General features: G+C 52.6%; 24 protein-coding genes. 6 read left to right on the top strand and 18 right to left on the bottom strand.

Annotated features, from left to right (window positions below):
* Window positions 1-28: 28 nt before the first annotated feature.
* Window positions 29-886, top strand: coding sequence for an RNA polymerase sigma factor RpoD/SigA (locus J0L72_00215; GenBank protein ID MBN8689190.1), 858 nt, complete (start codon window positions 29-31; stop codon window positions 884-886).
* Here the strand turns inward: J0L72_00215 and J0L72_00210 are convergent.
* Complete coding sequence (locus tag J0L72_00210; protein ID MBN8689189.1) at window positions 871-1764, bottom strand: carbohydrate kinase family protein; 894 nt, start codon at window positions 1762-1764, stop codon at window positions 871-873. The two genes, J0L72_00215 and J0L72_00210, sit on opposite strands and share 16 nt — an antisense overlap.
* Before the next feature lie 11 nt (window positions 1765-1775).
* On the opposite strand from J0L72_00210, the gene J0L72_00205 reads away from it, so the two are divergent.
* The gene (locus J0L72_00205) at window positions 1776-2180 is read left to right on the top strand and encodes a hypothetical protein (GenBank protein MBN8689188.1); all 405 of its coding nucleotides are present in this window, start codon (window positions 1776-1778) and stop codon (window positions 2178-2180) included.
* Entirely contained in the window at window positions 2177-2773 is a 597-nt protein-coding gene (locus J0L72_00200) for a hypothetical protein (GenBank protein ID MBN8689187.1), read from the top strand. The genes J0L72_00205 and J0L72_00200 overlap by 4 nt, the downstream gene beginning before the upstream one ends.
* Here J0L72_00200 and purE read toward each other — a convergent pair.
* The 12 genes from purE to J0L72_00140 all read right to left on the bottom strand — a co-directional run bounded on the left by purE (window position 2757) and on the right by J0L72_00140 (window position 14724).
* Entirely contained in the window at window positions 2757-3263 is a 507-nt protein-coding gene (gene purE, locus J0L72_00195) for a 5-(carboxyamino)imidazole ribonucleotide mutase (GenBank protein MBN8689186.1), read from the bottom strand. The two genes, J0L72_00200 and purE, sit on opposite strands and share 17 nt — an antisense overlap.
* A gap of 15 nt (window positions 3264-3278) precedes the next feature.
* Entirely contained in the window at window positions 3279-4133 is an 855-nt protein-coding gene (locus J0L72_00190; protein ID MBN8689185.1) for a M48 family metallopeptidase, read from the bottom strand.
* Between the two features lie 83 nt (window positions 4134-4216).
* Window positions 4217-4699: a chemotaxis protein CheX gene (locus J0L72_00185; protein ID MBN8689184.1), complete on the bottom strand. Its 483-nt coding sequence runs from the start codon at window positions 4697-4699 to the stop codon at window positions 4217-4219.
* A 28-nt stretch (window positions 4700-4727) separates the two neighbouring features.
* Entirely contained in the window at window positions 4728-5090 is a 363-nt protein-coding gene (locus J0L72_00180) for a response regulator (protein ID MBN8689183.1), read from the bottom strand.
* Entirely contained in the window at window positions 5072-5881 is an 810-nt protein-coding gene (locus J0L72_00175) for a protein-glutamate O-methyltransferase CheR (GenBank protein MBN8689182.1), read from the bottom strand. The genes J0L72_00180 and J0L72_00175 overlap by 19 nt, the downstream gene beginning before the upstream one ends.
* Window positions 5871-6914, bottom strand: coding sequence for a chemotaxis response regulator protein-glutamate methylesterase (locus J0L72_00170; protein ID MBN8689181.1), 1044 nt, complete (start codon window positions 6912-6914; stop codon window positions 5871-5873). The genes J0L72_00175 and J0L72_00170 overlap by 11 nt, the downstream gene beginning before the upstream one ends.
* Window positions 6911-7789, bottom strand: a complete 879-nt coding sequence (locus J0L72_00165) for an HDOD domain-containing protein (GenBank protein ID MBN8689180.1) — start codon at window positions 7787-7789, stop codon at window positions 6911-6913. Before J0L72_00165 ends, J0L72_00170 begins: the two co-directional genes overlap by 4 nt.
* The gene (locus tag J0L72_00160) at window positions 7786-8265 is read right to left on the bottom strand and encodes a chemotaxis protein CheD (GenBank protein ID MBN8689179.1); all 480 of its coding nucleotides are present in this window, start codon (window positions 8263-8265) and stop codon (window positions 7786-7788) included. The genes J0L72_00165 and J0L72_00160 overlap by 4 nt, the downstream gene beginning before the upstream one ends.
* A gap of 29 nt (window positions 8266-8294) precedes the next feature.
* Entirely contained in the window at window positions 8295-8951 is a 657-nt protein-coding gene (locus tag J0L72_00155; GenBank protein ID MBN8689178.1) for a chemotaxis protein CheC, read from the bottom strand.
* 64 nt (window positions 8952-9015) lie between these two features.
* Entirely contained in the window at window positions 9016-9870 is an 855-nt protein-coding gene (locus tag J0L72_00150) for a bifunctional 5,10-methylenetetrahydrofolate dehydrogenase/5,10-methenyltetrahydrofolate cyclohydrolase (GenBank protein MBN8689177.1), read from the bottom strand.
* Between the two features lie 33 nt (window positions 9871-9903).
* Window positions 9904-13857 (bottom strand): caspase family protein, encoded by a 3954-nt coding sequence (locus J0L72_00145; protein ID MBN8689176.1) that lies wholly within the window; start codon window positions 13855-13857, stop codon window positions 9904-9906.
* Window positions 13858-13872: 15 nt separating this feature from the next.
* Complete coding sequence (locus J0L72_00140; protein ID MBN8689175.1) at window positions 13873-14724, bottom strand: caspase family protein; 852 nt, start codon at window positions 14722-14724, stop codon at window positions 13873-13875.
* Between the two features lie 264 nt (window positions 14725-14988).
* Here J0L72_00140 and lipA point away from each other — a divergent pair, with 264 nt between their 5' ends.
* The gene (gene lipA, locus J0L72_00135; protein ID MBN8689174.1) at window positions 14989-15912 is read left to right on the top strand and encodes a lipoyl synthase; all 924 of its coding nucleotides are present in this window, start codon (window positions 14989-14991) and stop codon (window positions 15910-15912) included.
* A gap of 73 nt (window positions 15913-15985) precedes the next feature.
* Here the strand turns inward: lipA and J0L72_00130 are convergent, their stop codons facing one another.
* From J0L72_00130 to J0L72_00110, 5 genes are read right to left on the bottom strand one after another with little or no spacing between them, the layout of a single operon-like run.
* Complete coding sequence (locus J0L72_00130; protein ID MBN8689173.1) at window positions 15986-16222, bottom strand: hypothetical protein; 237 nt, start codon at window positions 16220-16222, stop codon at window positions 15986-15988.
* Window positions 16223-16265: 43 nt separating this feature from the next.
* Window positions 16266-17042, bottom strand: a complete 777-nt coding sequence (locus J0L72_00125; GenBank protein MBN8689172.1) for a prolipoprotein diacylglyceryl transferase — start codon at window positions 17040-17042, stop codon at window positions 16266-16268.
* A gap of 54 nt (window positions 17043-17096) precedes the next feature.
* Window positions 17097-17663 carry a guanylate kinase gene (gene gmk, locus J0L72_00120; protein MBN8689171.1) on the bottom strand — a complete coding sequence of 189 codons (567 nt, stop codon included), beginning with the start codon at window positions 17661-17663 and terminating at the stop codon, window positions 17097-17099.
* Window positions 17660-18973: a uridine diphosphate-N-acetylglucosamine-binding protein YvcK gene (gene yvcK, locus J0L72_00115; GenBank protein MBN8689170.1), complete on the bottom strand. Its 1314-nt coding sequence runs from the start codon at window positions 18971-18973 to the stop codon at window positions 17660-17662. Before yvcK ends, gmk begins: the two co-directional genes overlap by 4 nt.
* The gene (locus J0L72_00110) at window positions 18970-19359 is read right to left on the bottom strand and encodes a phage holin family protein (protein MBN8689169.1); all 390 of its coding nucleotides are present in this window, start codon (window positions 19357-19359) and stop codon (window positions 18970-18972) included. Before J0L72_00110 ends, yvcK begins: the two co-directional genes overlap by 4 nt.
* Before the next feature lie 145 nt (window positions 19360-19504).
* Here J0L72_00110 and J0L72_00105 point away from each other — a divergent pair, with 145 nt between their 5' ends.
* Together J0L72_00105 and J0L72_00100 are read left to right on the top strand one after the other, a co-directional pair.
* Window positions 19505-19834, top strand: coding sequence for a hypothetical protein (locus J0L72_00105; protein ID MBN8689168.1), 330 nt, complete (start codon window positions 19505-19507; stop codon window positions 19832-19834).
* A gap of 101 nt (window positions 19835-19935) precedes the next feature.
* The gene (locus J0L72_00100) at window positions 19936-23016 is read left to right on the top strand and encodes a preprotein translocase subunit SecA (protein MBN8689167.1); all 3081 of its coding nucleotides are present in this window, start codon (window positions 19936-19938) and stop codon (window positions 23014-23016) included.
* Window positions 23017-23040: the final 24 nt, after the last annotated feature.

The following is a 23040-nucleotide window of genomic DNA, read 5'->3' as shown; positions in this document are numbered from 1 at the left end:
CAGGAATCTAAAGGAGAAATATTAAGAGTTGACGCGGCACACTTCAGCCGACTCGGATGACGGGCACAACAGCTATTGGGGACGACTTACCCAAGCGCCGTTGCTGACGCCTGAGGAAGAGGTCTCACTCACCCTCGCCGCTCAGCGTGGCGACGAGCAAGCTCGTGAGCGCCTCATCGAATCCAATATGCGCCTCGTGATCAACATTGCGCGGAGCTATCGTTGCCAAGCGATTCCTCTTGAAGATTTGATCCAGGAAGGCGCGATTGGGCTCATGCACGCCGTCAAGCGATTTGATCCTACAAAGGGCTTCCGATTCTCGACTTATGCCACGCACTGGATTCGCCAGTCCATCGGTAGGGCGCTCGATGGTAAGTCCAAGGCGATCCGATTGCCAGCTCACATTTCACAATCCATCCGCAGGATTGAGCGCGAACGACTACGCTTGACCCGCGAGTTAGGACACGAACCCACGCACGATCAGCTGGCCAAAGCAATTGGACTCAGCCCCAGAAAACTCACCCATTTGATGGTTGCATCGCAGGATTTGCTGAGCCTTGACATGCGAATCGGCGACACTGAGCAAACAACTTTGGGAGCGATGATCCACGACACCAACTGCGAGAACCCGGAAGACGAAGTGCTGTTCGCTGAACGGACCGTTGAGCTCCAAGAAATCCTGAAAGAGTTGAACGAAAGAGAGCAGCGCGTTATGTCGCAAAGACTTCGGTTAGAAGACAATGAGGAAGTGACAATGCTCCGAGATCAGCTCGCTAACGAAATGCGAGTCAGCCGCGAGCGAATCCGTCAGATAGAGCTTTCAGCGATCAAAAAGCTGAGAATCCTCGCCCAACAGCGCAAACTCCGCGACTATCTCGGGCGATAAGCCGCAGAGATTTCTGGTTGCTCCGCAATCAATTGTAGTGCTTCAAGCATCGTCGGCGCGCCTGCACTGGCGCCTTCCTTTGTAGCGTTCAACGCCCCGACCGCAGCACCGAGCATCAGTGCCTCCTCAAATGGCTTTCCTTCGTTCAACCCCGCAATCACTCCCGCTCTAAAACAATCGCCACAGCCCGTGGCGTCAACTACCTGTGGAATTCTGAAGGCAGGATAATGTCTGAGCGCGTCACCTCTGCCAGCGAGGCACCCTTGTGCACCAGCAGTCAGAATCCCGTTGAACCCATATTCATCTGTGAACGCTGCAAACGCATCATGATTGTCATGCAGGTTGCCCTTGTTGCCCCACCAATCGGTGCTCGATTGCCAGATCGTAATGCAGTCGTATGGATCGTCTGGTTGAAAGAAGTCCATACCGTAAGTCTTTTTGCCTTGGCGAAAGGCTCGTCGCAACTCTTCACGGCTGGCTTCGCCTAGATTCGGATCACACGAAACCCACTCGATGTCATTTCCCCACGGCACTGAATCCGGTGCTAGAAGCTGTCTCCCGAACATCGTCCGTTCACCGTCAGGCGTGAGGTAGATGTCACAGCTAGGTTCGGGTGAATCGCTGATTGGACAACCGTGAACGTCGATTCCATTTTCGATTAGCCAAGGGTGGATGTGCTGCCCATTACCGACATAGTTGGATCGAAGGACGACGCTTTGCCCAAGTCGATGCAGTGCTACAGCAGTGTTTGCGGCCTCCCCGCCAAGCTGTAAGGCCTCGTGGTGATATTCGGCATAACCTCCAACTTTCGGCATTTCCATGATGTGCCGAAACCGGTCCATGACCACCGTTCCAAAGACTCCAATAGGCGCGCTCACTGTTCGAGATTATGGCCGCCATCGGGTACCTTGAACTCGTGATCTTTCTTCAAGGCTTACCCGCACTCATCCTGTGGCTCGGCTACGGCCTTTGGATGCGCAAGCAGTCAGAGAGATTACACACCAAGCTACTCTCTCGGCCAAGGAACAAAAACATCGGGCTCGGAATGCTCGGCTTCTTCGGTTCGGCGGCGATCATGCTCGCAGGGCTCTTTGCCATCTCGGCATTGGGTGGGATGACAAAGTCCGGCCCATCGATTTTGGCTTGGATCGCCATTGCTGCCCTCGGGCTCATCTTCGTGCACCTACAGGTTCTGGCGGCAGCGAATTTCGTTGTCGTGTTGGAACAGAATGTAACGCCACCTCCCGCCAAACCGTCCCAACTACAGGACTTCCCGGAAAACAAGAATTCATGAACTTCAAATGGACCTTTAGTATTATTGCGACGCTCATTTTGGGCACGATTGTCAGCGCACAATTGACGCAAGCAGAACGCGCCCGCCGCTCGGACGAAATTCTAGCGAAGGCGCGCCAGGTTGAGCTGATGAACCAGTTGTTGCCGTTGCTACTCACTCCAGAACAGATCGAAAAGCTGGTGCCGGTGATCGAACAAGCGCGAAAAAACGTTCAGGAAGCGGAGGTCAAAGAGTACGAAGTCTTGTTGAAGCTTGAGCCAAAGCTCGATGCTGCGATCACCGAAGGCAAGGATAAAAAGCAGATCCCCAGCCAGACGCTGCTCGCCGAAATGAAGAACACGTTCAACGCGCTCAACATGTCGCGCGAGATTTTGATTTCGCAGAACGTGGACATGATCATGCCGGTGATGAAGTCGACGTTCAATAAGGGACAATTGCGAGCGGCGATTTATGCGATCAAGCCGCAGTTATTCGATCCGAGCCTCGACCCAACCAAGCTTGATGACGACGCCAAACTCCGGTTTTTCATCAAGGTGATCATCCTTGATCAGCACTGCGCACCGGTTTTGAATTCTCTTAAAGAGAAGAAGTAACGTTCTCGTTCATCTTCTTCACTTTTTCGCTAAGCTGGCGGCGATGGTCTGCCAGCTTTGCGGCTAAGTCAGCATCGCTTAGCGCGAGAATCTGGATCGCGAGGAGTCCCGCGTTCTCCGCCCCACCAATCGCGACGGTCGCGACGGGAATTCCAGCTGGCATCTGGACGATGCTATAGAGCGAATCGACACCGCTCAAAGCTTTGGTTTGGATCGGTACGCCGATAACGGGAAGCGTCGACATGCTCGCAGTCATACCGGGCAGATGGGCTGCCCCTCCGGCGCCAGCTATGATCACCTTGATGCCACGATCTGATGCGGACTTCGCGTACTCCACCATCCGATCCGGTGTCCGGTGAGCAGAAACAACTTCGACTTCGAACGGAACGCCGAATTCTGAAAGCACATCGGCAGCCAGCTTGAGCGTGGGGAAATCGCTTTCGCTCCCCATGATGATTCCTACAATCGGCGTCGTGGCTGGCGTGGACATACTCGATAGGATAGCTTAGACGGTGGCGACTTCTCTTGGGTAATCGCCGGCCATGATTCTGCCAAAGTCGCCCATCTCGACCCAACGATCCAACATTTGCACGCGGTGTACAAACATCGGGTGAGTGCTTTGCCAGTTTGCAACCAGGAACCAGATCACCTTCCCTAGCGAATCCCAAGTTGGCATGTCGTGGTAGACGCGAGCTTGGTCCAGAAACGCATCGGAACTTGCCTCATGCGACAATCGGTTTGGCCCTGCGCACATATTCAGACTGGCGTCCAACGAGATTTGGAGTTGCTGAGAAACCAACAAACCGGCGCGATCCGCGCTGATCTCGGCTTGGCGCGACCACTCGTAGAACGCCAAGATCAGACCATAGCTCAACGCATCGCCCAGACCAAGCGTACGGCGACCGATCAGTTCGAGAAGCGGCAAGAGGAGCGAAGCGACCGAGAAGTAGAGTACGTGCCCTGCCTTGATGTGGCCAAGCTCGTGGCCGATCAAATGATAAAGCTGTTCGTCAGTTAAGTTTTCGATAATGCCGGAGCGCAGGACGATATACGGCCGCTCTACTCCGCCAGCAAACGCATTCGGAAATGGATTGCTGCTCAAATAGAGCTCTGGTTCTGGCATATCCAGAACCTCACAAGACTCACGCAGGATGTTGTAAAGCGTAGGATATTGATTGGGTCCACACCGAACCGCACGGCCCATGTTGTAAACGTACATCCATCGGTCGAGCCCCATCTCATAGAACTTCTTGACGATGTCGTTGAGCAGCGGCACCTTCTTCAGTGCATCCAGCGCGCGGCGATCTGCGTCCGATACAAACGCGTTTGCAGAGATGTCAGGAAAAGTACGTCGCTCCATGGCTATCAAGATTACGACAAAAGCCAGCAGTGGGTGGCACCCAATTGCTGACTTTTGTGACTTCCGTTCTTTAAGATTTGGTGTTAGGCAGCGGCGCGAGCTTTTCGCTCTTGCAAGCTGACGTTGATTTCGATTTCGCCAATGTTAGCAATGGTTATCGGAATCACCAAGGCGGGGATATTTGCGGTGAGAATCCGCACATTTGATCCGCGGATGATTGTCGGCGGAGTAATGTCGCATGTGTAACCCGTTGACGCCAGCTGGGTCATCGAATTGCCGCTGATCATATTGCCCATTTCCGCAATCGCCGATGCCGCCAGGGCATCAAAAGTGGTGATTGCTTGACCAATCATGAGTCCTGCGATCTTATCTGCGGTTTGAACGCTCATTCCGTAGATAACTTGACCTTCGATCATGCCGGTCACGCCGCAGACAACATTGATCTGCTGCGTGGTAAAGATCTGTGGACGCGCGCCCAATGCTCCTCTCTCTGGCTTAGACGAGAGCAGCATTTCTAGAACCGACATGGCTCCAGCGACAAAAGGAGTTACGTATTCGACTTTCATATTAGTTTTGCCAGTACGCCTAAGCGAATTAAGCGGCTAGCTTGCCCATTGCTTCAAGCACACGTTCGGCTTGGAATGGCTTCACGATAAAGTCCTTTGCTCCAGCTTGAATTGCTTCGACAACCATGTTCTTTTGGCCCATTGCGGAGCACATGACGACTTTCGCATTTGGATCATGTTCTTTGATGCCCTTGAGAGCGGCCAAACCGTCCATTTCGGGCATGGTGATGTCCATTGTCACGATGTCTGGGTTCAATCGCTTGTAAAGATCGATCGCTTCCGCGCCGTTCTGAGCTTCCCCAACAACTTCATAGCCATTCTCGGTGAGAATCTTCTTGAGCGTGACTCGCATAAACAATGCGTCGTCAGTAATTAAGATGCGTTTCGCCATTTTGTTTCCCCTGTCTTTGGTTTCTTATAGAAGAACGGAACTGGTTGTTCAAAGCCAATCTTCTGGGCGGTGCTGATTCGTTCGGTGCTGCCGACGAACAGGATTCCACCCGGCTTCAATGCCTTGAAAAACCTCTCGTACAATTTATCTTTGGCATCTTCGGTGAAATAAATCACAACGTTTCTGCACAAAATTAAATCAAATCCGGATTCGAAATTATCTTCAAGGAGATTCTTGTACTTAAATGACAAGAATCGCTTGATCTGAGGCAGAGCCACCCAATCGGCACCATCTTTCACGAAGTACTTTTGATACTGCTTGGGCACGCCGCGCATGTCGGCCTCATTGAATCGGCCTGCTTGCGCCTGTGAAAGGGCCGCCTTGTCGATATCTGTGCCAGCGATGGTGTGCATTCCCTTGAACTTCTCTTCAAACAAAGCCGCCAAGGAGTGCGCTTCCGCTCCGTAGCTACAGCCAGCGCTCCAGCACTTTAGCTTTGAGCTGTTGGACAACAGTTCTGGAATGACGATCTTTTCAAGTTGGTCCCACTTCTCTGGATTCCGAAACAGCTCGCTGACGTTGATCGCCAACTTGTCTTGGAACCAAGTGATCCCATCTGGAGTTGCGGTCAGCGCGGTCCAAAACTCAGCTAGGGTTTTTGCGCCCTTGAGTTCCATCATCCCGATGATGCGTCGTTGAAGCTGGGCAGGCTTGTAATCATACAAGTCGAGGCCAGTCCGAGCCTTCATCTGCGCGTAAAACGCGTCCCATTCAGATTGCTTAGGAAGCATTTGCGATTCGGCCCTCCAGCGCCTCGGTGAGTGCTTTGCCGATCTCTTCGATTGGCATTTCGCGGGTGATTCCACCCGCTTGGAGTGCCGCTTTCGGCATTCCATAAATCGTGCAAGAGGCTTCGTTCTCGCCGAAGACCTTGCCACCGGCAGCGACAATTCCAGCCGCACCAGCTGCGCCGTCCTTGCCCATTCCGGTCAAAACCGCGCCCACGAGCCTCTTTCCACCAAAGTGTTGCAAAGCGCTATCAAACAGATAGTCTGCGGCGGGTCGAGTACCATGGAGAATCGGCTTATCGTTCAGTTCGATGTGACCATTTTTCCCTACTGTCATGTGCCAACCGCCTGGTGCGAGCAACGCCAATCCTGGCACGATGTGGTCGCCCGCTTTGGCTTCCTTACATGGAACTGTTCCGATGCTGTCCAACCGCTTTGCGAAGGATTCGGTGAAGCCTTGAGGCATGTGCTGGACAATCAGAATTGGTGCAGGAAAACCTTTCGGCAGAGTATGCCAAAGAGCGGTGAGTGCCTTTGGTCCGCCGGTAGAACTCGCGATGACCACAACTTTGTCCGTCGTCGTTCGGATTACAGGAGCCGCACTCTTGACAAGTTTCAGGGATGGGCCCGCGCCCAGCTTGGCTCCCTTGCTCGCCCGGATTTTCTGAAGAAGTTCCGCCTTACAAGAGATGACCTTAATGCTGGTACTACCTTCCGGCTTCGTCACGAAGTCAAGTGCACCGGCTTCCAGGGCGGAGATTGTCGCACTCGCGCCCTGAGACGTCACGCTACTGACCATGATCACCGCTGTTGGGCAGTCTTTCATGATCTGTCGAAGGGCGGTGAGGCCGTCCATCACTGGCATCTCAACGTCCAATGTGATCACGTCTGGCTTTAGCCGGGCGGCCATCTCGACGGCCTCTCGACCGTTAGACGCTGAACCGACAAACTCAAGATCGTTCTCTCCCTTGATCCAGTCTGAAATGATTCTCCGGATGAACGGTGAATCGTCAACAACAAGTACTTTTTGGCTCATTTCTCGTGCAGTTCCTCAAAGATCGCTTCACATCGTTCGTAGGCGATCACAAATTCGTCAATTAGCGCATCTAAATCTTCGGCAGAAAGTCCCCGCCGCCGCAACGCTTCATCGTCAAATTGATAAAGTAGTCCGTCTCCACCAATCCCGCATCCGACCGACATCGCTAAGAAGTCGCCAATGTGGATGCAATCACCGATCGCGGTCGGCTTGACCGAGTCGCTCGGATTGTGGTGATATCGAATTCCGGTGACGATTTCTTCGGGCAGATTCCAGTGCTCGCAAAGATGCGCACTGACATCGCCGTGCGTGTGTCCGATCACCTTTTTCTCGACTTCGTTGAAGGTCATCCCAGCCTGCAATCCTAGGCTGACAAGCAGTGAAATCTTGCCGTCAATGATTTGGCTGAGTGCGAACTTTCCGATGTCCGCGAGCAATCCAGCGATGAAGGTTGAATCCGGATCGCCGCCTGACTTCTTTGCGATCATCTGGCCGCCGACGGCAACAGCCATCGAGTGATGCAGAAGGTCTTTTGGCTGCAATTCGTAGCCTGGCAGTGGTTCCTTCATCCACTTATAGGTTCCGGCTACGAGCGCGATGTTGCGCACCGTGCGATATCCCAAAAGGACGACAGCGTCTTGAATGCTCTTGACTTGTCGCGGCAAACCGAAGAATGCGCTATTGGCCAATCGAAGAACTCTGGCCGCCAAAGATTGATCCAAAGAGATCGCCTCTGCAACCGATTTCGCTGTGGCGTCGGATCCGTCCGTCAGGCGCACAACCCTGAGTGCGGCCACTGGAATTGAAGGCAATTCTGTGGTTTGGCGAAGAATCGCTTGCATCGAGAATCGAGGCGATTCGCTTGGGCTGTTCATCGGAGTTTGCATAATGGTTTCTCCCCTGTCGTCACCGATCGCACGGTGATCTCGCCCGTTGACGCGTTGTAGTTCACGGTTCTACCAACCGTGCCACCGATATCTTTGGCTACTGTCCGAATTCGAAGCGAAGCCAAAATCTTCTCTACCGCGTCCGCGTTTCGCGCACCCACTTCAAGTTTAGTGTCGGTGTTTCCGCTGCCAAACTTGAATACTTGGGCGCCTCCTGCGTAAGCACAAGTGAGCCGACTGGTGTTCGCTCCTAGGCCCTCCATCATCTTGAGAATCTCTTCGATCCCGGTGTCGGCAAATTTTCCAACCTTGTCCACCGGCCTGTTCGGAAACTTGCCCGGCAGCATAATGTGAATCATTCCGCTGACTTCTGATGCAGAGTCAAATAGCGCAAGACCAATGCAACTTCCGAGGCCGAGGCACGAATAGAGCGCGGGCCCTTTCCGGACTGCAATTTCGGCCATTCCCACCATGATGGGAGAGGCCACTGAACTCAAGCAGCCTCCGAAATTCCGAGTTTCGAAAACATGAGTTGCAAGCCTTCGGTACTCGGAATACAGAGGAAGTATCCCGAGGTCGAACTAGATTCATCAAAAATCTGGGTTTCGACCGCGAGTGCGACGGCATCGTGCTCTTCGGCCTCGCTGACGATTGCTGACAAAATGGCTTGAGTCATCTCCACCGCGAACGCCGGCGGCGTCGCGTGCATTTTGAGATCAGTCATGTCGCTGATCGCGTTCAAGAAATTCGAATTGATGATATTTCCCACCTCGAGCATGGCTGAGGCTTCCATATCACCGACCAAGCTGGGATCATCGGGCGCAGTACCGAGCAACATCTCCCAAAGATTGGCTGCCGATTGCCAAGGGAAGAGGAAGGCAATGTAGCCAAAAACATCTCCCTCGAACGGCATATACACTGCCAACGCCGTCGATTCTGGACCGCCCATCAGCTCGCTGAGTTGTGCGACGGGCACCGACTCGATGTTTGGCACCGACATGTTGAAGGACCTTCCGGTCATATCTGAAAGCGCTGTTGCGGCGTGACCGAGTCCAATGTTGGACATCTCTTTGACAGCCGATAGCTGCAATCCAGAGAAATTAAACTGTTCCTGTTGCTCCATCCCGTTCCCCCAAAACATGCGCGGCAAAGCGCACATTCCCAAACGAGTCTTTCCACAAGGGAAAGTGCGGGGTAACAAGCAGAATTACTGGCTATCTTAAGAGCGCTTCAGCAGCGTCAACGGTGTTTGAAAGGAGCGTTGCAACGGTCATTGGCCCCACCCCACCGGGCACTGGAGTGATCGCAGACGCAACTGCCGCGCACTCTTCAAAATGGACATCTCCGACGTCGGAATCTCGACCTTCGACTTTGTTGTAGCCGGCATCAATGACGACCGCTCCAGGCTTGATCCAACTCCCACGTACGAGTTCTGGCCGCCCGACGGCAGCAACAACGATATCAGCCTCACGGCACAACTCTGAAAGATCCTTTGTTTTGCTGTGCGCGATGGTCACGGTCGCATTCTTTTCCAAAAGCATCAGTGCCATTGGTTTGCCCAAAATCACGCTTCGACCGATGACGATCGCTTGCTTGCCTTCGACCGGAATGTTGTAATGCTCCAGAAGTTTGATGATTCCGAACGGCGTTGCGCAACGGAAACCTTCCATCCCTGCAACTAGCTTCCCTAGGGATTCTGGCGAAATACCGTCAGCATCCTTCCGAGAGCCCAATTCGATCAACGCGGCATTTTCATCCAAGTGCTTCGGAAGTGGGTGCTGCAACAAGACTCCATGCACTGTTGGATCTGCATTCAGCTTTTGGATGTGATCGATCAACTCAGATTGAGTTGTCGTTTCGCTCGCAAACCATTGACCGCTGACCATTCCCGCCTTCTCGGCCCAGGCGCGCTTCATCTTGACGTACGCCAGACTGGATGGGTCCTGCGAGGCGACGATCGCTTCCAGTCGCGGCACAATTCCCTTTTCCCGGAGCGCACTCACGCGCTGTCTTACTTCTTCGCGAAGGAGATTGCTGACCAGACGACCATCCAAAATAGTTGAAGCCATAGCGGTACTTCTATTTTGGACGGTAGCGCCTATTTACTGCTCTGGAGTCGGTTGTAATCGCGCGAGTTCAAGCTGCTTGACGCGCAGCGAAATTCCGCTTCGAATCTCGTTCGCCAACTTATCCAGATTCTGGACATTTCCTTTAACTTCGAAAGTCGACACCGTCTTGCGCTGACCGTTCGAGTCGATCCTTTGGACGAACACTTTGATCGCGATGTCTGGACCAGTCACGGTGTATTCACCCGACATTCGGTACACGTTTGGATGCTTGGTCACGTCGAACCAAGCCTTGACCCCTACCGAATCCTTCATCGATGTCCGGATAAAGTCCTCAAAGTTAAGTGGATCTTCTTGTTCCTGCTCAAACGGCCCAACGATCACGATTGGCATTGGCGGCTTCAGCCCGATGAAGCCTCGATCAGCCGGTTCTAGCACTCCGATATCGAACGACTTTCCGGTCTTGGACCGCTTGAATTCTGGCTTTTGCACTCCGGTTAATCCAACTTCATTCTTGAGGGATTCCACCCGGTTGGCCGCATAGTTGAGCCACCGTTCGACGTCCAAGAACATCTCACCGCTCGGAGTCTGTCGCAGGCCCTCGCCTGTGCCTTTGTCGATCGCCTCAAGCAACGAGTAAGTAAGCATGCCGTGCTCCACGTTCGAAGATTCGTAGCTCAGCTGATTCGCTGCTGCCCCGGCCAGCATCCATGTGCCTGTGGAGTCTTTTAGGGATTCCCAAGCACGCTGGTAATCACCGCTAACCGATCTGTCATCGCCGATCAAACTTCCGGCAGCCGCGCCACTGTGGCACGTATCGAGAATCAGAATTTGCTTGTTCGCAGAGATCTTCGAAAGCTCGAGCCGGAGGTCTTCTGCACTGATCGAAACGCTCGGCAACGATGCCTCGGTAACGGTTGCGGGGTCGCACTCAGCAGTCAGGAAGTAATAACCTACACGCGATCCGAGCTTATCCAAACCGTGCCCGGCCATGAACACCAGAATGATGTCGCCAGAATTTGCCTTCTTCGAGACGGATTCAAACCAGCTGATGATGTTTGAGCGCGTGGGCGGCTGGAACCCTTCGGAAGTTGCCAAAACGCTCACGTCGACTCGGTCCTTCAGCAGTCCATCGGCCAGCTTGGTCACTGCGCCAGCCAACTTGATCGCGTCGCTCGGAGGAGCTTTGAGGTCTTTTGCTGAACCAGCGTAATCTCCCGCGCCGCAAAAGAGGGCGTACAACTTGACTTGCGGAACAGAAAGCCCGGATGGAATTCCGATATCAATGGGGTTTGGCAGACTGGTCAGGGTCCCGTCTGCATTGCTGACTTTCACCGAGACGATGTTGCCCTGTCCTGGAGGAAGTTGAGTCTCGGGCAAAAGAAACTGCTTGAATTCATCCACCTTGAAAGAGAAATATCCGACGCCATCTTTCTGAATGATTTCGCGGCCATTCAACAAAACAACGCACGAGCCGATGCCGCCATTATCGCGTTCTTGCAGGCTGATGCTGACTTCCCCTTTGGAACTCAGACTGAGCTTTGAAGAAGGGTACAACCGTAGTGAATCGAGGTTTGGAACTTGGCGCAACGGCTCCTTCGACATTCCGAGGAGCTTTTCGAGTAGGCCTGGATCCCAGAACATGCTCTTGAATTGCGCCACGTCGACGGTCTCTAGCCCGCCTTCCCAATTGATCACGTACAATGCGCCCGTCACGTCGCTTGGGTCAGTTGCATCGTATCGACCTTTCAGGTCCATCACCAAAACCGAGCCATCTCGCATCTGCACAATCTTCCCGAGCTGGCTGGCCTGCCCACTTTGTGGCACGTTCTGGAGGTCCCAAATCACCACTCCGTCGCTCCGATCGACCGTAATCAACTTTTGACCATTTGGTGAAAATGTGGCTTGGTCGATGGTGTCAATGGTTTCAAAACTGCAGAGTTTTGAACCATCTTTTGCATTCCAAACTGTCCCCTCGTTTTCATCAAACGTGACGACTTTGTCCCCAGCAGGGCTGATTCGACCCTGCCGAACCTGAATGAAACCGGTCGGCTTTGTCTCAGCTTCTCGCAAAACACTGAGGTCGGAGAGTCTGAGAATGGTCACTTTGTCCAGCGCGGTGATAAAGAGAGTGCTATTGTCTTTTGAAATTTTTAGATCGCAAGCCGCTGCTGAAATCGTGATCTCCTTTGAGATCACGACCTTGCCGGTTTTGGTGTTCCAAATTCCGATCTTGCCCGCTTTGCTTGCACCCGCGACCAATGTTGCATCATCGCTGATCCCAGCATAGTCGATTGACTCAAATCCTTCGATATCAAAGGTGGTTTCACCCTTTCCGGTGGTGACATCCCAGGTGCCGAATTCGCCGCCCATCACCCCAAAATGCGCTCCGGTGATTCCGTTCGATGAGACTGCGCCGCGAATTGGATTGGCAAATTCCCACTGCCAACTCTGAATGAACTTGCCCGCATCGAGGTCGAGGATCGCGCATGCACCCTCGTCCAATGTCAAAAACACGAAATTCGAATCTCCAATGAACTCGGCCGTTTTGATGATCGGCTCATCTAGTTTGAACAGGATTTGGTTCAAAAACCAATCCGCCGTCATCAATGTCGAATATCCCGCTGAGTTTGGAGCCGATTTCAAAGCCATAAAACGGCCATTCGAAGAATAGGTGGCACCTGCAAGTTCTTGTTTTGCTGTTTCACTACCCTCTTCAAAAACGCGAAGAAATTTTGTTTCGCCGAGATCGCCGATCATTGGCGCGCTATAGGTTTCTGGACCGATCAAAAGAATTCGGTCCTTGCCCGCAAAACTCACTCGAGTGATCGGGTTGACGGAACCTCTTCGTTCGGCGAGGATCTTGCCTTCAGGAATGGAATAGCGTCGAATGATTCCATTCATAAATCCAAACCAAAACGCCTTTGAATCCGGGGTGAAGGAACCTGCAGTAGGAGAATATTCGGGTCTCTTAAATGGTATTTCTTTAAACTTCGCGACGTCCCAAAAACGCAATGTTTCGTCATCCGCATAGGTGCCGACTAACTTGCCATCAGCGGACACACGAATTTCACGAATCCTCTTTGTGTGGCCTTGCAACTGGCCGAGCTCAACGCCCGTTTTGGCATTGCAAATGTGCATCAACCCGGTGTCGTCGCCATAGAGCATTCCCGTGTCTCCTTCGAGCACAAATGGCGAGCCCATGTAGGTAATCAAACTTGTCGTTCTATTGCCCACAGCGTGAGGCTTTTCGTATAGCTTTTCGCCGGTTTGCCCATTCCAAGCGATCACTCCATTTCGACTCCCAGTCGTCAACAATACAGCGCCGTCTTTGCTAAAGGTTGCCCACTTAACTTGCCCAGTGTTGCCCTTTAACGTTGTGACTACTTTGCTAGTCTTTAGATCATAAAGCGTCGTCGAACCGTCGGAGCATCCAGCAGCCAAAATGCCCTTAGCAGAAATGTCCAAGCTAACAACAGCGGCCGAATTCTGTTTAAGATTCGTAACTTGGTTGGATTTGGAAGTGTCCACCATGTAGACCATTCCCTTATCCGTCCCCGCAACAATGTATCTGTTATCTTTGCTGATGATTGCAGAGTAGTATTCGTCGCCTTCGGGGACCTTCAGTTCCCATTTCAAATTCGCCTTAAGGGAATCCCAAATTCGAACTTCCGTGCGACTCATTGTCAAGATAGACTTCCCGTCACTGGAGAATCTGACTATGGGAATGAGCGACTTTGCACCGCCTAAAATTCGCAGCAACCTCATCGACTTTGCATCCCAAAGTCGAGGGGCGTACTTTCGATCGTGAGTAATCAAACGCGTCCCGTCCGCAGATTCCTCGATGTCCGCCAAAATCGTGTCGGAAATCTGAGGCATGAGGCGAACTTTGGGCTCGTCGGATGGCGCCTGTAAAACAGCAGCCTGCCCCCAAATCGGGAGCAGACTGCCTAGCGCTATGATCGAAGTGACCGAATGCGCGAATTTCATTTTGTTCTTGAACTCTTACTTAGCAACTAGAATGATCGGCTGGTTGCTTCGATCCTCGTCGCTAAACTCAAAAGTTGGTTCCTGATCGATCTCGTTGTCCTTCAAGAAGGAAGCAATTGCTTCGATCACTGGCTTCGCTGGAGCGGTTGGCTCTTCGCTCACAATTGCGGTGAGTGCGAGAGTAAACAGACCGTGCGATTCGACCTTTGGATCATCGCTGCCCAAGTCGATGGTTGGCTGATCTTCTCGGCCAGCGTAAAGGAATGCGAAGCTGCCCTTTGAGGCCATTGCCTTCGTCGTCGCGTTTGGACGAACAGCTGGCATGCTAGGCAATTTTGCCTTGAAGGTCTTATAATTCTTGTACTTCGTAACGTTCGGCAAAAACTTGAATCGCTTGTTTGGACCAGCATCTCGTGACATTCCGCCGGAGAAGCAGCTATCGAAGATGCCGGTAAAGTTAATGCCGTTTGTAGTCAGGATATTTCGCAAGTCGTTGATCAAATCATCGACAACCAGCGCACCATCAGCGAGAACGAACACTTCGTCCTTACCATCCTTTTCGCTCTTATCTTCGGTTGGAATTTGTCCGCCGTGGCCGCTGTAGAAAAGCACGACTTGATCGCCTGGTTTCGCGGAATTCATGATCCATTTGAGAGATTCCAAAAGGTTCTTACCGCTGGCGTCCTTGTCCAATAGCGATTTGATATTGCTTGACTTAACACCATAGTTTTTAAGCATCAGGTCTTGAATAGATTTTACGTCATTCTTTGGACCGCGCAAATCGTTATCAATGACATTGCCCTTCTCGTCCTTCATCGGTTGACCCTTTTCGTCGGTCGGAGTCGGATAGTCATTAATACCAATCATTAATGCGTAAGTTTCAGCATGTGCCACCATTGCAGAAAATGCAATTGTCGCGCCTAATGCAAATTTCAAAAATCGATTCATTATTCTAAATTCCCCTGTCCTTATCGCTCAACTTGAGCTTCGAGAGTTCAAACGGCTGACCTGAAAAAGAGTTTCATAATTTTTAAAATTATGTCAATTCTAGTCGGTCCGGACCGCCACTTCGCGCCAAAATATGCTCCAGCTAGGTTCAAATTCGAGCGTTCGTGACGGTACAATCCTACCATGAACCAGACGTTGCCGGAGTGGTTGAAGATTCGGCTTCCGCGGCCCGACACCATCAAAGAAGTCGAGCAGCTCATGCGCAGCAAGAACCTCCACACGGTTTGTGAAAGCGCGCGATGCCCTAACCTTCCCGAATGCTGGTCCAAGAAGACCGCCACCTTCATGATTCTGGGCAACACCTGCACCCGGGCTTGTGGGTTCTGCGCAATCAACACCGGTAAGGGCGAAGAACTCGACCCAATGGAGCCGATGAGCGTCGCCATGAGTGCCAAGCGGATGGGCATGAAGCACGTCGTGGTCACTAGCGTCGCCAGAGACGACCTCAAAGATGAAGGAGCTGGCCACTTTGCCAAAACCATTATGGCCTTGCACAAGGTCGTACCAGAGACGATTGTCGAAATTCTGACTCCGGACTTCAAGGCGAAGCCGGAGCTGATCAAGATCGTTGTGGATTCCTTCCCAGAAATCTACAATCACAACATCGAAACCATCGAGCGGCTGCACACGATCGTTCGGCCACAAGCACGCTATGCCCGCACGATGCGTGCTCTGGAGATCGTCAAGGAACTCAATCCGAAGATCTACACAAAGAGCGGGATTATGCTTGGCCTTGGCGAAACTAAGGACGAGGTCCTCAAGACTTTGCAGGATCTGAGAGCCATTGGAGTGGACGCCGTGACCATCGGACAGTACCTTCGGCCGACGATGAAGCACCTGCCGGTCGTGCGATTTGTTCACCCGGACGAATTCAAGGAATACGAGAAGATCGGCGAAAAAATGGGGTTCGCGTTCGTCGCATCAGGACCATTCATTCGGTCGAGCTACAACGCCATCGAGTTTTCGAAAAAGGTGATGAAAGAGCGGCTCGACAAGGCTGATGAAGTCATCAGGCTGCGAGAAGCTGAGGAAGCCGCCCAAGTCTAACCCAGTTCACACAACAAAATGCCCCCGGCACCAATCGGTTCCGGGGGCATTGTTTCAATAATTTTTTGCGCGATTACTCAGCCGCGGCTTCTTTCTTCTTAGCTGGAGCCTTCTTTGGCTTGTCTGCGGCGGCAGCTGCCGGCTTCTTTGGCTTTTCAACCACGGCCTTCTTAGCGACAGGTGCCTTCTTTTCAGCTGGAGCCTTCTTGTTGCCAGCCTTTGCGTCGGCAATAGCTTCTTTCACGAGCGCTTTAACGTGCTGCTTCTTGCGGTTCCAGCGCTTTTTCAATTCCTTGTTTCGAATTCGCATATTTCTCGTTGGTCCTATTCGAGGTTCAGCCCAGCAGGATACCTCAGCTTACGGTCTCCGATGCTACCAATTGCGAGCGCTTTGCTTGATAGAGGTAAAGCCCGAATCCAAACATGGCCATCACTGCAGCGGCCACGTGAGCTTCAGTCATGCCGGTTGACCCCATTGTTGTCGAACTTGTGCCAGCACGGAAGAACTCGTAAATAAACCGGGCAACTCCGTAGACAACCAAGACTAAGGAGAAGGATTGGCCCCGCTTCAGCTTGCCGCCAAGTTCAATCCGGCTAACGATAAATGCGCCGATCAAGACCAACGCAAAATCAACCAGCTGAGCCGGAAGAAAGTAGCCTGGAAGCCCTTCGACATGGACGCCAGGCGGAGAGGTCTCGCAGGCGTGGCCGTAGCAGCAACCATTAAGCAAACAGCCGACACGCCCAATTGCGTGAGCCACGAGCATCGGAATTCCGACCGTGTCAAACAGCTGGGATGGCTTGAAATTCTTGAGTTTGCTCACGATCAAAATCGCGAGCAATCCACCAAGCAAGCCCCCAAAACTGGTGAGGCCGTCCATCTGAATTTTGAAAATTTGGTCTGGGCGACCGGCAAACTTTGGCCATTCCTGGACGATGAACAGCACTCGAGCTCCTATGATCCCTGCAACGATGAGCCAGATCGCTGAATCTTGCACGACCGAGCTTTTCAATCCAAATCGCTCGGATCGGCGAGACGCCATCGCGATTCCTACCAAGAACCCGATCATGAGCATCACGCCAAAACTGCGCAATTCAAAACCGTTGATGTTAAAGAGGATTGGGTGCATGATTCACGAACTTACAGAATTGCCGAATCTCGACGGCATCATTATGGACAACTTTCAGACTTCGACCGCTCCCACAATTTGTTCAAGCTGGTCGACCACCCCTTCAATGCTCTGATTCACGATGTGGTGCAGATAGAACTCTGACCGCTCGATCTCCTCTTTGGCGTTCAACAAGCGTTGCTCTATGGCTTCCTCGCTATCTGTCGCTCGGCTGCGAATCCGTCTTTCGAGTTCTTCAATTGATGGCGGCAACAAGAAAATGGTGACGATTTCTGGATGAGTCCGAACCACTTCCTCGGCACCTTGCACATCGATCTTCAGAACGGCAACGCCACCCTTTTCAAGAATTGCATTGACGCTCGAAATCGGAGTTGCGTACCAATTGCCGTGGACATTTTTGAACTCAAGAAAATCTCCGTTCGAGGCTCTACTCTCAAACTCGTCGAGTGAGAGAAAGTGATAGGCGTCACCATCGATTTCTCCTTCTCTCGGCGACCGAGTTGTTGCCGCCACCACCCGCTCAACTAGGGGATTCTCGGCCATCCATCGGTCGAGCACGGTGTCCTTGCCGACACCGCTTGGCCCGCTAAGAATCACCACTCGGTTTTGGGCAAATTTCATCGGTGGAAGATCTCCATCAAGGCATCGGTCACCCGCAACGGATCGTGCCGAACAAAGTCAGATTCGCTCATGAAATCTCCTGGTTTAACCCGGAATCCCATGGATCGAATGCGGTCGATATCTGGCTCGACAGGGTACTGGTCCCGATCCCGATACTTGCCGACCGCTGCGGAGGAAGGCACTTGGGTGTTGACCAAAATATATTCAAAGAGGCGATGTTCTACGTTCGCTTCGATAGCCAAAAGGTGCTCCGCGGCGGAAAAAGCATCGCTCTCGCCGGGCTGGGTCATCACGTTACAGACATACGCCTTTACGGCTTTGCTATTGCGGATCGCCTCGGGAATCCCCTTAACCAAAAGGTTAGGAATGACGCTGGTGTAGACGCTCCCTGGTCCGATGACGATCATTTCTGCTTCCTCAATCGCCTCGATCGCTTCAGGGTATGCCTGCACGTCTTGTGGGTCAATGAACAACCGGCGAATTCGACCGCCGCTCTCGACAATCTTTGTCTCACCACAGACCTCGCTGCCGTCTTCAAGCAAAGCTCTTAAACGAATCCGTTCGAGGCTACTGGGCATGACTCGCCCACGGATCGCCAAAACTTCGCTGGCCATGTTGAGCGCTTTCTCGAAGTCACCAGAACTCTGTTCGATGAGTCCCGCGATAAGAAGATTCCCCAAACTGTGGCCGCTCAACGAGCCTGATTTGCCTTTAAACCGATATTGAAAAAGGTCGGTCATCAGCTTTTCCGCATCGGCAAGAGCCACCAAGCAGTTGCGCATGTCACCAGGCGGAATGATGCCTAGCTCTTCACTCAGCCTGCCGCTAGAGCCACCGTCATCAGTGACAGTAACGATTGCAGTGATGTTTGAACTATGGCTTTTCAGTCCCCGGAGCAAGGTCGAAAGTCCGGTTCCACCTCCCAAGCAAACAATTTTTGGACCGCGGGCCAACTGCTGCTTGCGAACGTATGCGGTCGCCATGTTCGGACCAATGTTTGGGTTCAATGTGCGGACAAACGAATTCATGATGCCTTTGCCGCCGACCCACAAGAGTGCCAAGCCGAGAAGCAAAAACGCCCCACCAAGAAGGTGATTGGAAACATCAAGGCTCTCGACGCCAATGGTCGATCGCAAAAGCGAGTTCCACCCTCGTTCGAGGCCACCCATCAAGGGATTGACCAGCGCGCGAAAGCTCAAGCTCAGCCCGGCGAGCACAATCGCAAGGCCAAAAAGTAGCGCAACCACGGCCCAGAGAATCTCAGCCGTCGGTGCGAGCCACCGCTTGAGCATTCTCCGGTTAATGATCATTCGTCATCTTTACCTTTTCGCTTGGAATCTTTGTCTGGGATAAGGAAAGAACCGACGACCGCATTGCAAATTGAGATCAGGATGCTTCCGACAAATGCCGAAAGGAAGTTGTCCACCTTGAAACCGAACCCGAGAGAGCCCACCCACCACAATATCACGCCATTGATCACCAAACTCATTAGCCCCAGCGTGAGGCAGTTCAACGGGAGGGTGATCAGTTTGAGGATTTTTCCAAGAGTGGCGCCCAGGAACGCGAGCACCGCCGCTCCGACAAAAATCTGGAGTACATCGCCGACTCCTTTGATGGGAGCTGTGAACGGCAAATTGATCGCGTTGCAAATGGCCGCCGTCAGAATAATCGCGACGGTCAGCGTGACCCATTTCATGAGCAAGATTTTCATTGGAGTTGTAAGCGTTATTCTATCTCTTTGGGCACAATCTTTCGGCTAAAGTCCCGGATTCTGAGTACGCGATAGGCCAAAAAAGTGAGAATTCGAACTCTAGTCCGGTATCATTCGTTAGAGAAATCGCGTGATTCAATTTCTGCCCGTTTTGCTGGCGTTGCTACTCAATGGTCCCATCGGTCCGATGTCCGATGATTTCGGATCGCTACGCCTGGCAGAATCCGCTTCGAATTCACGGTTCCTGAAGAACGAGCAGTCGCCTGCTGGAGAGTTCCAGCGAATGGCGATTGTACTTGCGTTGCAGGTTATCAAAGAGTCTCGAGACTCGAACATCGAGGTTTGCTTCGCCGAAGATGAACCTCAATCTCCTGCAGTCAGGATCATTTCCCGGACGTCCGCCCGAATCAACCCAGGATTCGCACGTTCGGTTCGTAGCCGCGACGGCCCGAAAATCTGAACGATCAATTTTTTCATCCCCCGAGGGCAATTCTGCCTTCCTTGATCGGTTTAGCTCAGTAATTTTGCTGGGTGAAAACTCCCCAGATTTAAGTTCAATCCATGTTACAACTTTTACGAAAAATGTTCGACAACAGCGACCGCGATGTGAAGGCGCTGTTACCCACTGTAGAGCGGATCAACGCTCTTGAAGATGCAATCGCAGGGCTCTCAGACGAGCAACTAAAGGCCAAGACCCAAGAATATCGGGATCGTCTCGCCGCAGGCGAGGATCTCGACGAAATCCTTCCAGAAGCCTTCGCAACCGTACGCGAGGCCAGCCTACGGACCCTTGGAATGCGCCAGTTCGACGTCCAGCTTATCGGTGGCATGGTCTTGCACCAAGGCCGAATTTCAGAAATGAAAACCGGTGAAGGAAAGACCCTAGTTGCGGTCGCCCCGATGTATCTCAATGCCCTTGGCGGGCTTGGCGCGCACCTTGTGACGGTCAACGACTATCTCGCACGACGCGACGCGACCTGGATGGGTCCTATCTACGACTTCCTCGGTCTCAGCGTCGGAATTATCCAAGGCCAAAGCATGGATAGTGACGAGCTTGGTGGGTCCTACCGCTATGTTCCCGGCGCCGACGTCTTGAACGATCCTCGATACGTGAACTTGGTGCCATGCTCCCGCCGAGAAGCCTATCTTTGCGACATCACCTACGGTACGAACCATGAGTTTGGCTTTGATTATCTGCGCGATAACATGGCGTTCCGAGTTGAGCAGCTCAGCATGCGCGAACTCAACTTCGCGATCGTCGACGAAGTTGACTCGATTCTTATTGACGAAGCACGAACTCCGCACATCATCAGCGGACCTTCCAACGACGATGTCAGCTTGTACAAACAGATCGACCTGATCGCTCGGCAACTCGTGCAAGGCGAAAAGGATGACGTCGATAAGCCAGGCATCCACTATGTGATCGACAAGAAGAATCACAGCGCGACGCTTACGGAGCAAGGCATGGACACGATCGAAAACATGCTCGGTATCGACAACATCGCCTCTGATCCTAAGCTCTTCCACCATATCAATGCTGCCATCAAGGCGCATGGTGTCTTCACCAAGGACATCGACTATGTGGTGCGCGGAAACGAAGTCGTGATTGTGGACGAAAACACCGGCCGCATGATGTTTGGGCGTCGCTATTCCGATGGTTTGCACCAAGCACTTGAAGCTAAAGAAGGTGTCGCCATCCAGCGCGAAAGCCAGACCGTCGCGGTCATTACTTTCCAGAACTTGTTCCGAATGTACGACAAGCTGGCTGGTATGACCGGTACCGCAAAGACTGAAGAGGACGAATTCCGAAAGATCTATGGCTTGGACGTGGTGAGCATCCCTACCCACCGAGGGCTGAAGCGCGTGGACAAAGAAGATGCTGTATTCAAGTCGGAAGAAGCCAAGTTCCGGGCGATCGCTTACGAACTTCTGATTCGTTACGCGAAGCAACAACCTGTTCTAGTCGGTACGCGGTCCATCGAAATGTCGGAAACCGTTTCGGCTCGGCTCAATCCAGACATGCTCCAAAAGGTGCTCTTGCTCTATCGACTCTACGAAGTCAAAGAAGATAAGTCCACCAACAAGGAAACCAAAAAGCTGATTGACGAATTGGTGCAACTGCCATTGTCCGAAATCAACTCGCAGACGATGTCGTTGGTTTGCAGCAAGGCCGGAATCCCTGGAATTGCGATCGCTTCAGAAAACGAAGAGTGGTTCCTCACGAAGCACGGATTGCCTAAGGAGAACATTTCCTACTTAGATGAAGCTTTGCGGCACGGTGCACCACACAACGTTTTGAACGCGAAGTTCCACGAAAAGGAAGCTCTGATCATCAGCGAAGCCGGACGCAAGGGCGCCATCACAATCGCTACGAACATGGCGGGTCGTGGTGTGGACATTTTGCTGGGCGGCCGCGTGGCGGATGCGATCATCGAAAAAGATCGCGCCAAGGACGCTGAAGAGGAAGACGAACTCAGCTTTGACCCTGAGTACGCCGATACCTTCAAGCACTTCCGACGAGGTGGTCTGGAACGCGCCGCGCCTCCGCTCCCGCTCGACGACCAAGAGCGAAAAGGACTCGCAGAGGAAGTCCGCGCGCTCGGAGGATTGTTCATTCTGGGTACCGAACGGCACGAAAGTCGCCGAATCGATAACCAGCTGCGCGGTCGTGCTGGACGACAAGGCGACCCAGGCGAATCCAAATTCTTCGTCAGTCTTGAGGACCAGCTCTGGAAGATCTTCAACGCCAACATGGCGGATCACCCTGTTCTGAGGGGATGGCCCGTCATGGAGGAAATCAACGCGAGCTTCCTCACGAAGGCGATTTTGAAGACTCAAGAACGAATCGAGAACCACTTCTTCGAAGCTCGAAAGCACGTTCTGGAGTATGACGACGTTCTGAATTCACAGCGCGAGCATATCTATGCGATGCGCCGTGAATATCTGCTCGGCAAAGATGCTCGAGAAGAACTCGAAATCGGCTTGGAAGAAGTTGTCCACGATGCCATCGCAGCGGGTTGGGACTTTGACGACAACGGCAACCGAGTGTTTGATTCGACGGCTGTATTCGAGCGATTGAACGAATACATGCCGATCGTCGACTATGTCACTCCGTCTGAATTGAACGGCAAGTCGCAAGAAGAACTGGATGACTTCTTGTTCGAAACCGCGATGAAGGCATACAAAGACCGCGCAGAAATCTTCGCCGGAGAAATGCCGGATGTTGAGCGCATGATCATGCTTCAAGCGATCAACGATAAGTGGATGGAGCACTTGCAGACCATCGACTACATCCGAGAAGGAATTGGGCTCCGCTCGTACGGTCAGGTCGATCCGCTCGTTGCGTACAAGCGCGAGACTTACGACCTCTTCAACAGCACGCTCAAGCACATTCGCGAAGAATCCGTGAAGTTCTTGTTCCGAGCTCAACCCGCGCGGGACGTCTCAAGCGAGGAGGAAGGTGTGCCATCGATGATGCAAATCGAAGGCTCGCAACTACCTGAAGGAACTGGTGTTCAAGGCGAATGGCCGCAAGACGTCGATCCAAAGCGCGTTGGGCGCAACGACACTTGCCCTTGCGGAAGTGGCAAGAAATTTAAACAGTGCCACTATCCTTCGTTCCGTGAAGACGGACTGATCTAACACACCAAACGAGTCGGTGGACTG

This window comes from Armatimonadota bacterium (assembly GCA_017303935.1).
Taxonomy (GTDB): domain Bacteria; phylum Armatimonadota; class Fimbriimonadia; order Fimbriimonadales; family Fimbriimonadaceae; genus JAFLBD01.
Note: the sequence above shows the minus strand (reverse complement) of the source record. Positions and strands in the feature narration are given on the sequence as shown.

What these genes read in the sequence shown, in the direction of transcription:
- J0L72_00110 (MBN8689169.1), bottom strand. Translation starts at nt 19,359, where the DNA reads ATGAAATGGGTCACGCTGACCGTCGCGATTATTCTGACGGCGGCCATT.
- J0L72_00175 (MBN8689182.1), bottom strand. Translation starts at nt 5,881, where the DNA reads ATGCTTCCTAAGCAATCTGAATGGGACGCGTTTTACGCGCAGATGAAG.
- J0L72_00170 (MBN8689181.1), bottom strand. Translation starts at nt 6,914, where the DNA reads ATGAGCCAAAAAGTACTTGTTGTTGACGATTCACCGTTCATCCGGAGA.
- J0L72_00145 (MBN8689176.1), bottom strand. Translation starts at nt 13,857, where the DNA reads ATGAAATTCGCGCATTCGGTCACTTCGATCATAGCGCTAGGCAGTCTG.
- J0L72_00200 (MBN8689187.1), top strand. Translation starts at nt 2,177, where the DNA reads ATGAACTTCAAATGGACCTTTAGTATTATTGCGACGCTCATTTTGGGC.
- J0L72_00125 (MBN8689172.1), bottom strand. Translation starts at nt 17,042, where the DNA reads ATGCACCCAATCCTCTTTAACATCAACGGTTTTGAATTGCGCAGTTTT.
- purE (MBN8689186.1), bottom strand. Translation starts at nt 3,263, where the DNA reads ATGTCCACGCCAGCCACGACGCCGATTGTAGGAATCATCATGGGGAGC.
- J0L72_00185 (MBN8689184.1), bottom strand. Translation starts at nt 4,699, where the DNA reads ATGAAAGTCGAATACGTAACTCCTTTTGTCGCTGGAGCCATGTCGGTT.
- gmk (MBN8689171.1), bottom strand. Translation starts at nt 17,663, where the DNA reads ATGAAATTTGCCCAAAACCGAGTGGTGATTCTTAGCGGGCCAAGCGGT.
- J0L72_00100 (MBN8689167.1), top strand. Translation starts at nt 19,936, where the DNA reads ATGTTACAACTTTTACGAAAAATGTTCGACAACAGCGACCGCGATGTG.
- lipA (MBN8689174.1), top strand. Translation starts at nt 14,989, where the DNA reads ATGAACCAGACGTTGCCGGAGTGGTTGAAGATTCGGCTTCCGCGGCCC.
- J0L72_00140 (MBN8689175.1), bottom strand. Translation starts at nt 14,724, where the DNA reads ATGATTGGTATTAATGACTATCCGACTCCGACCGACGAAAAGGGTCAA.
- J0L72_00190 (MBN8689185.1), bottom strand. Translation starts at nt 4,133, where the DNA reads ATGGAGCGACGTACTTTTCCTGACATCTCTGCAAACGCGTTTGTATCG.
- J0L72_00150 (MBN8689177.1), bottom strand. Translation starts at nt 9,870, where the DNA reads ATGGCTTCAACTATTTTGGATGGTCGTCTGGTCAGCAATCTCCTTCGC.
- J0L72_00130 (MBN8689173.1), bottom strand. Translation starts at nt 16,222, where the DNA reads ATGCGAATTCGAAACAAGGAATTGAAAAAGCGCTGGAACCGCAAGAAG.
- J0L72_00205 (MBN8689188.1), top strand. Translation starts at nt 1,776, where the DNA reads ATGGCCGCCATCGGGTACCTTGAACTCGTGATCTTTCTTCAAGGCTTA.
- J0L72_00165 (MBN8689180.1), bottom strand. Translation starts at nt 7,789, where the DNA reads ATGAACAGCCCAAGCGAATCGCCTCGATTCTCGATGCAAGCGATTCTT.
- J0L72_00160 (MBN8689179.1), bottom strand. Translation starts at nt 8,265, where the DNA reads ATGGCCGAAATTGCAGTCCGGAAAGGGCCCGCGCTCTATTCGTGCCTC.
- J0L72_00180 (MBN8689183.1), bottom strand. Translation starts at nt 5,090, where the DNA reads ATGGCGAAACGCATCTTAATTACTGACGACGCATTGTTTATGCGAGTC.
- yvcK (MBN8689170.1), bottom strand. Translation starts at nt 18,973, where the DNA reads ATGATCATTAACCGGAGAATGCTCAAGCGGTGGCTCGCACCGACGGCT.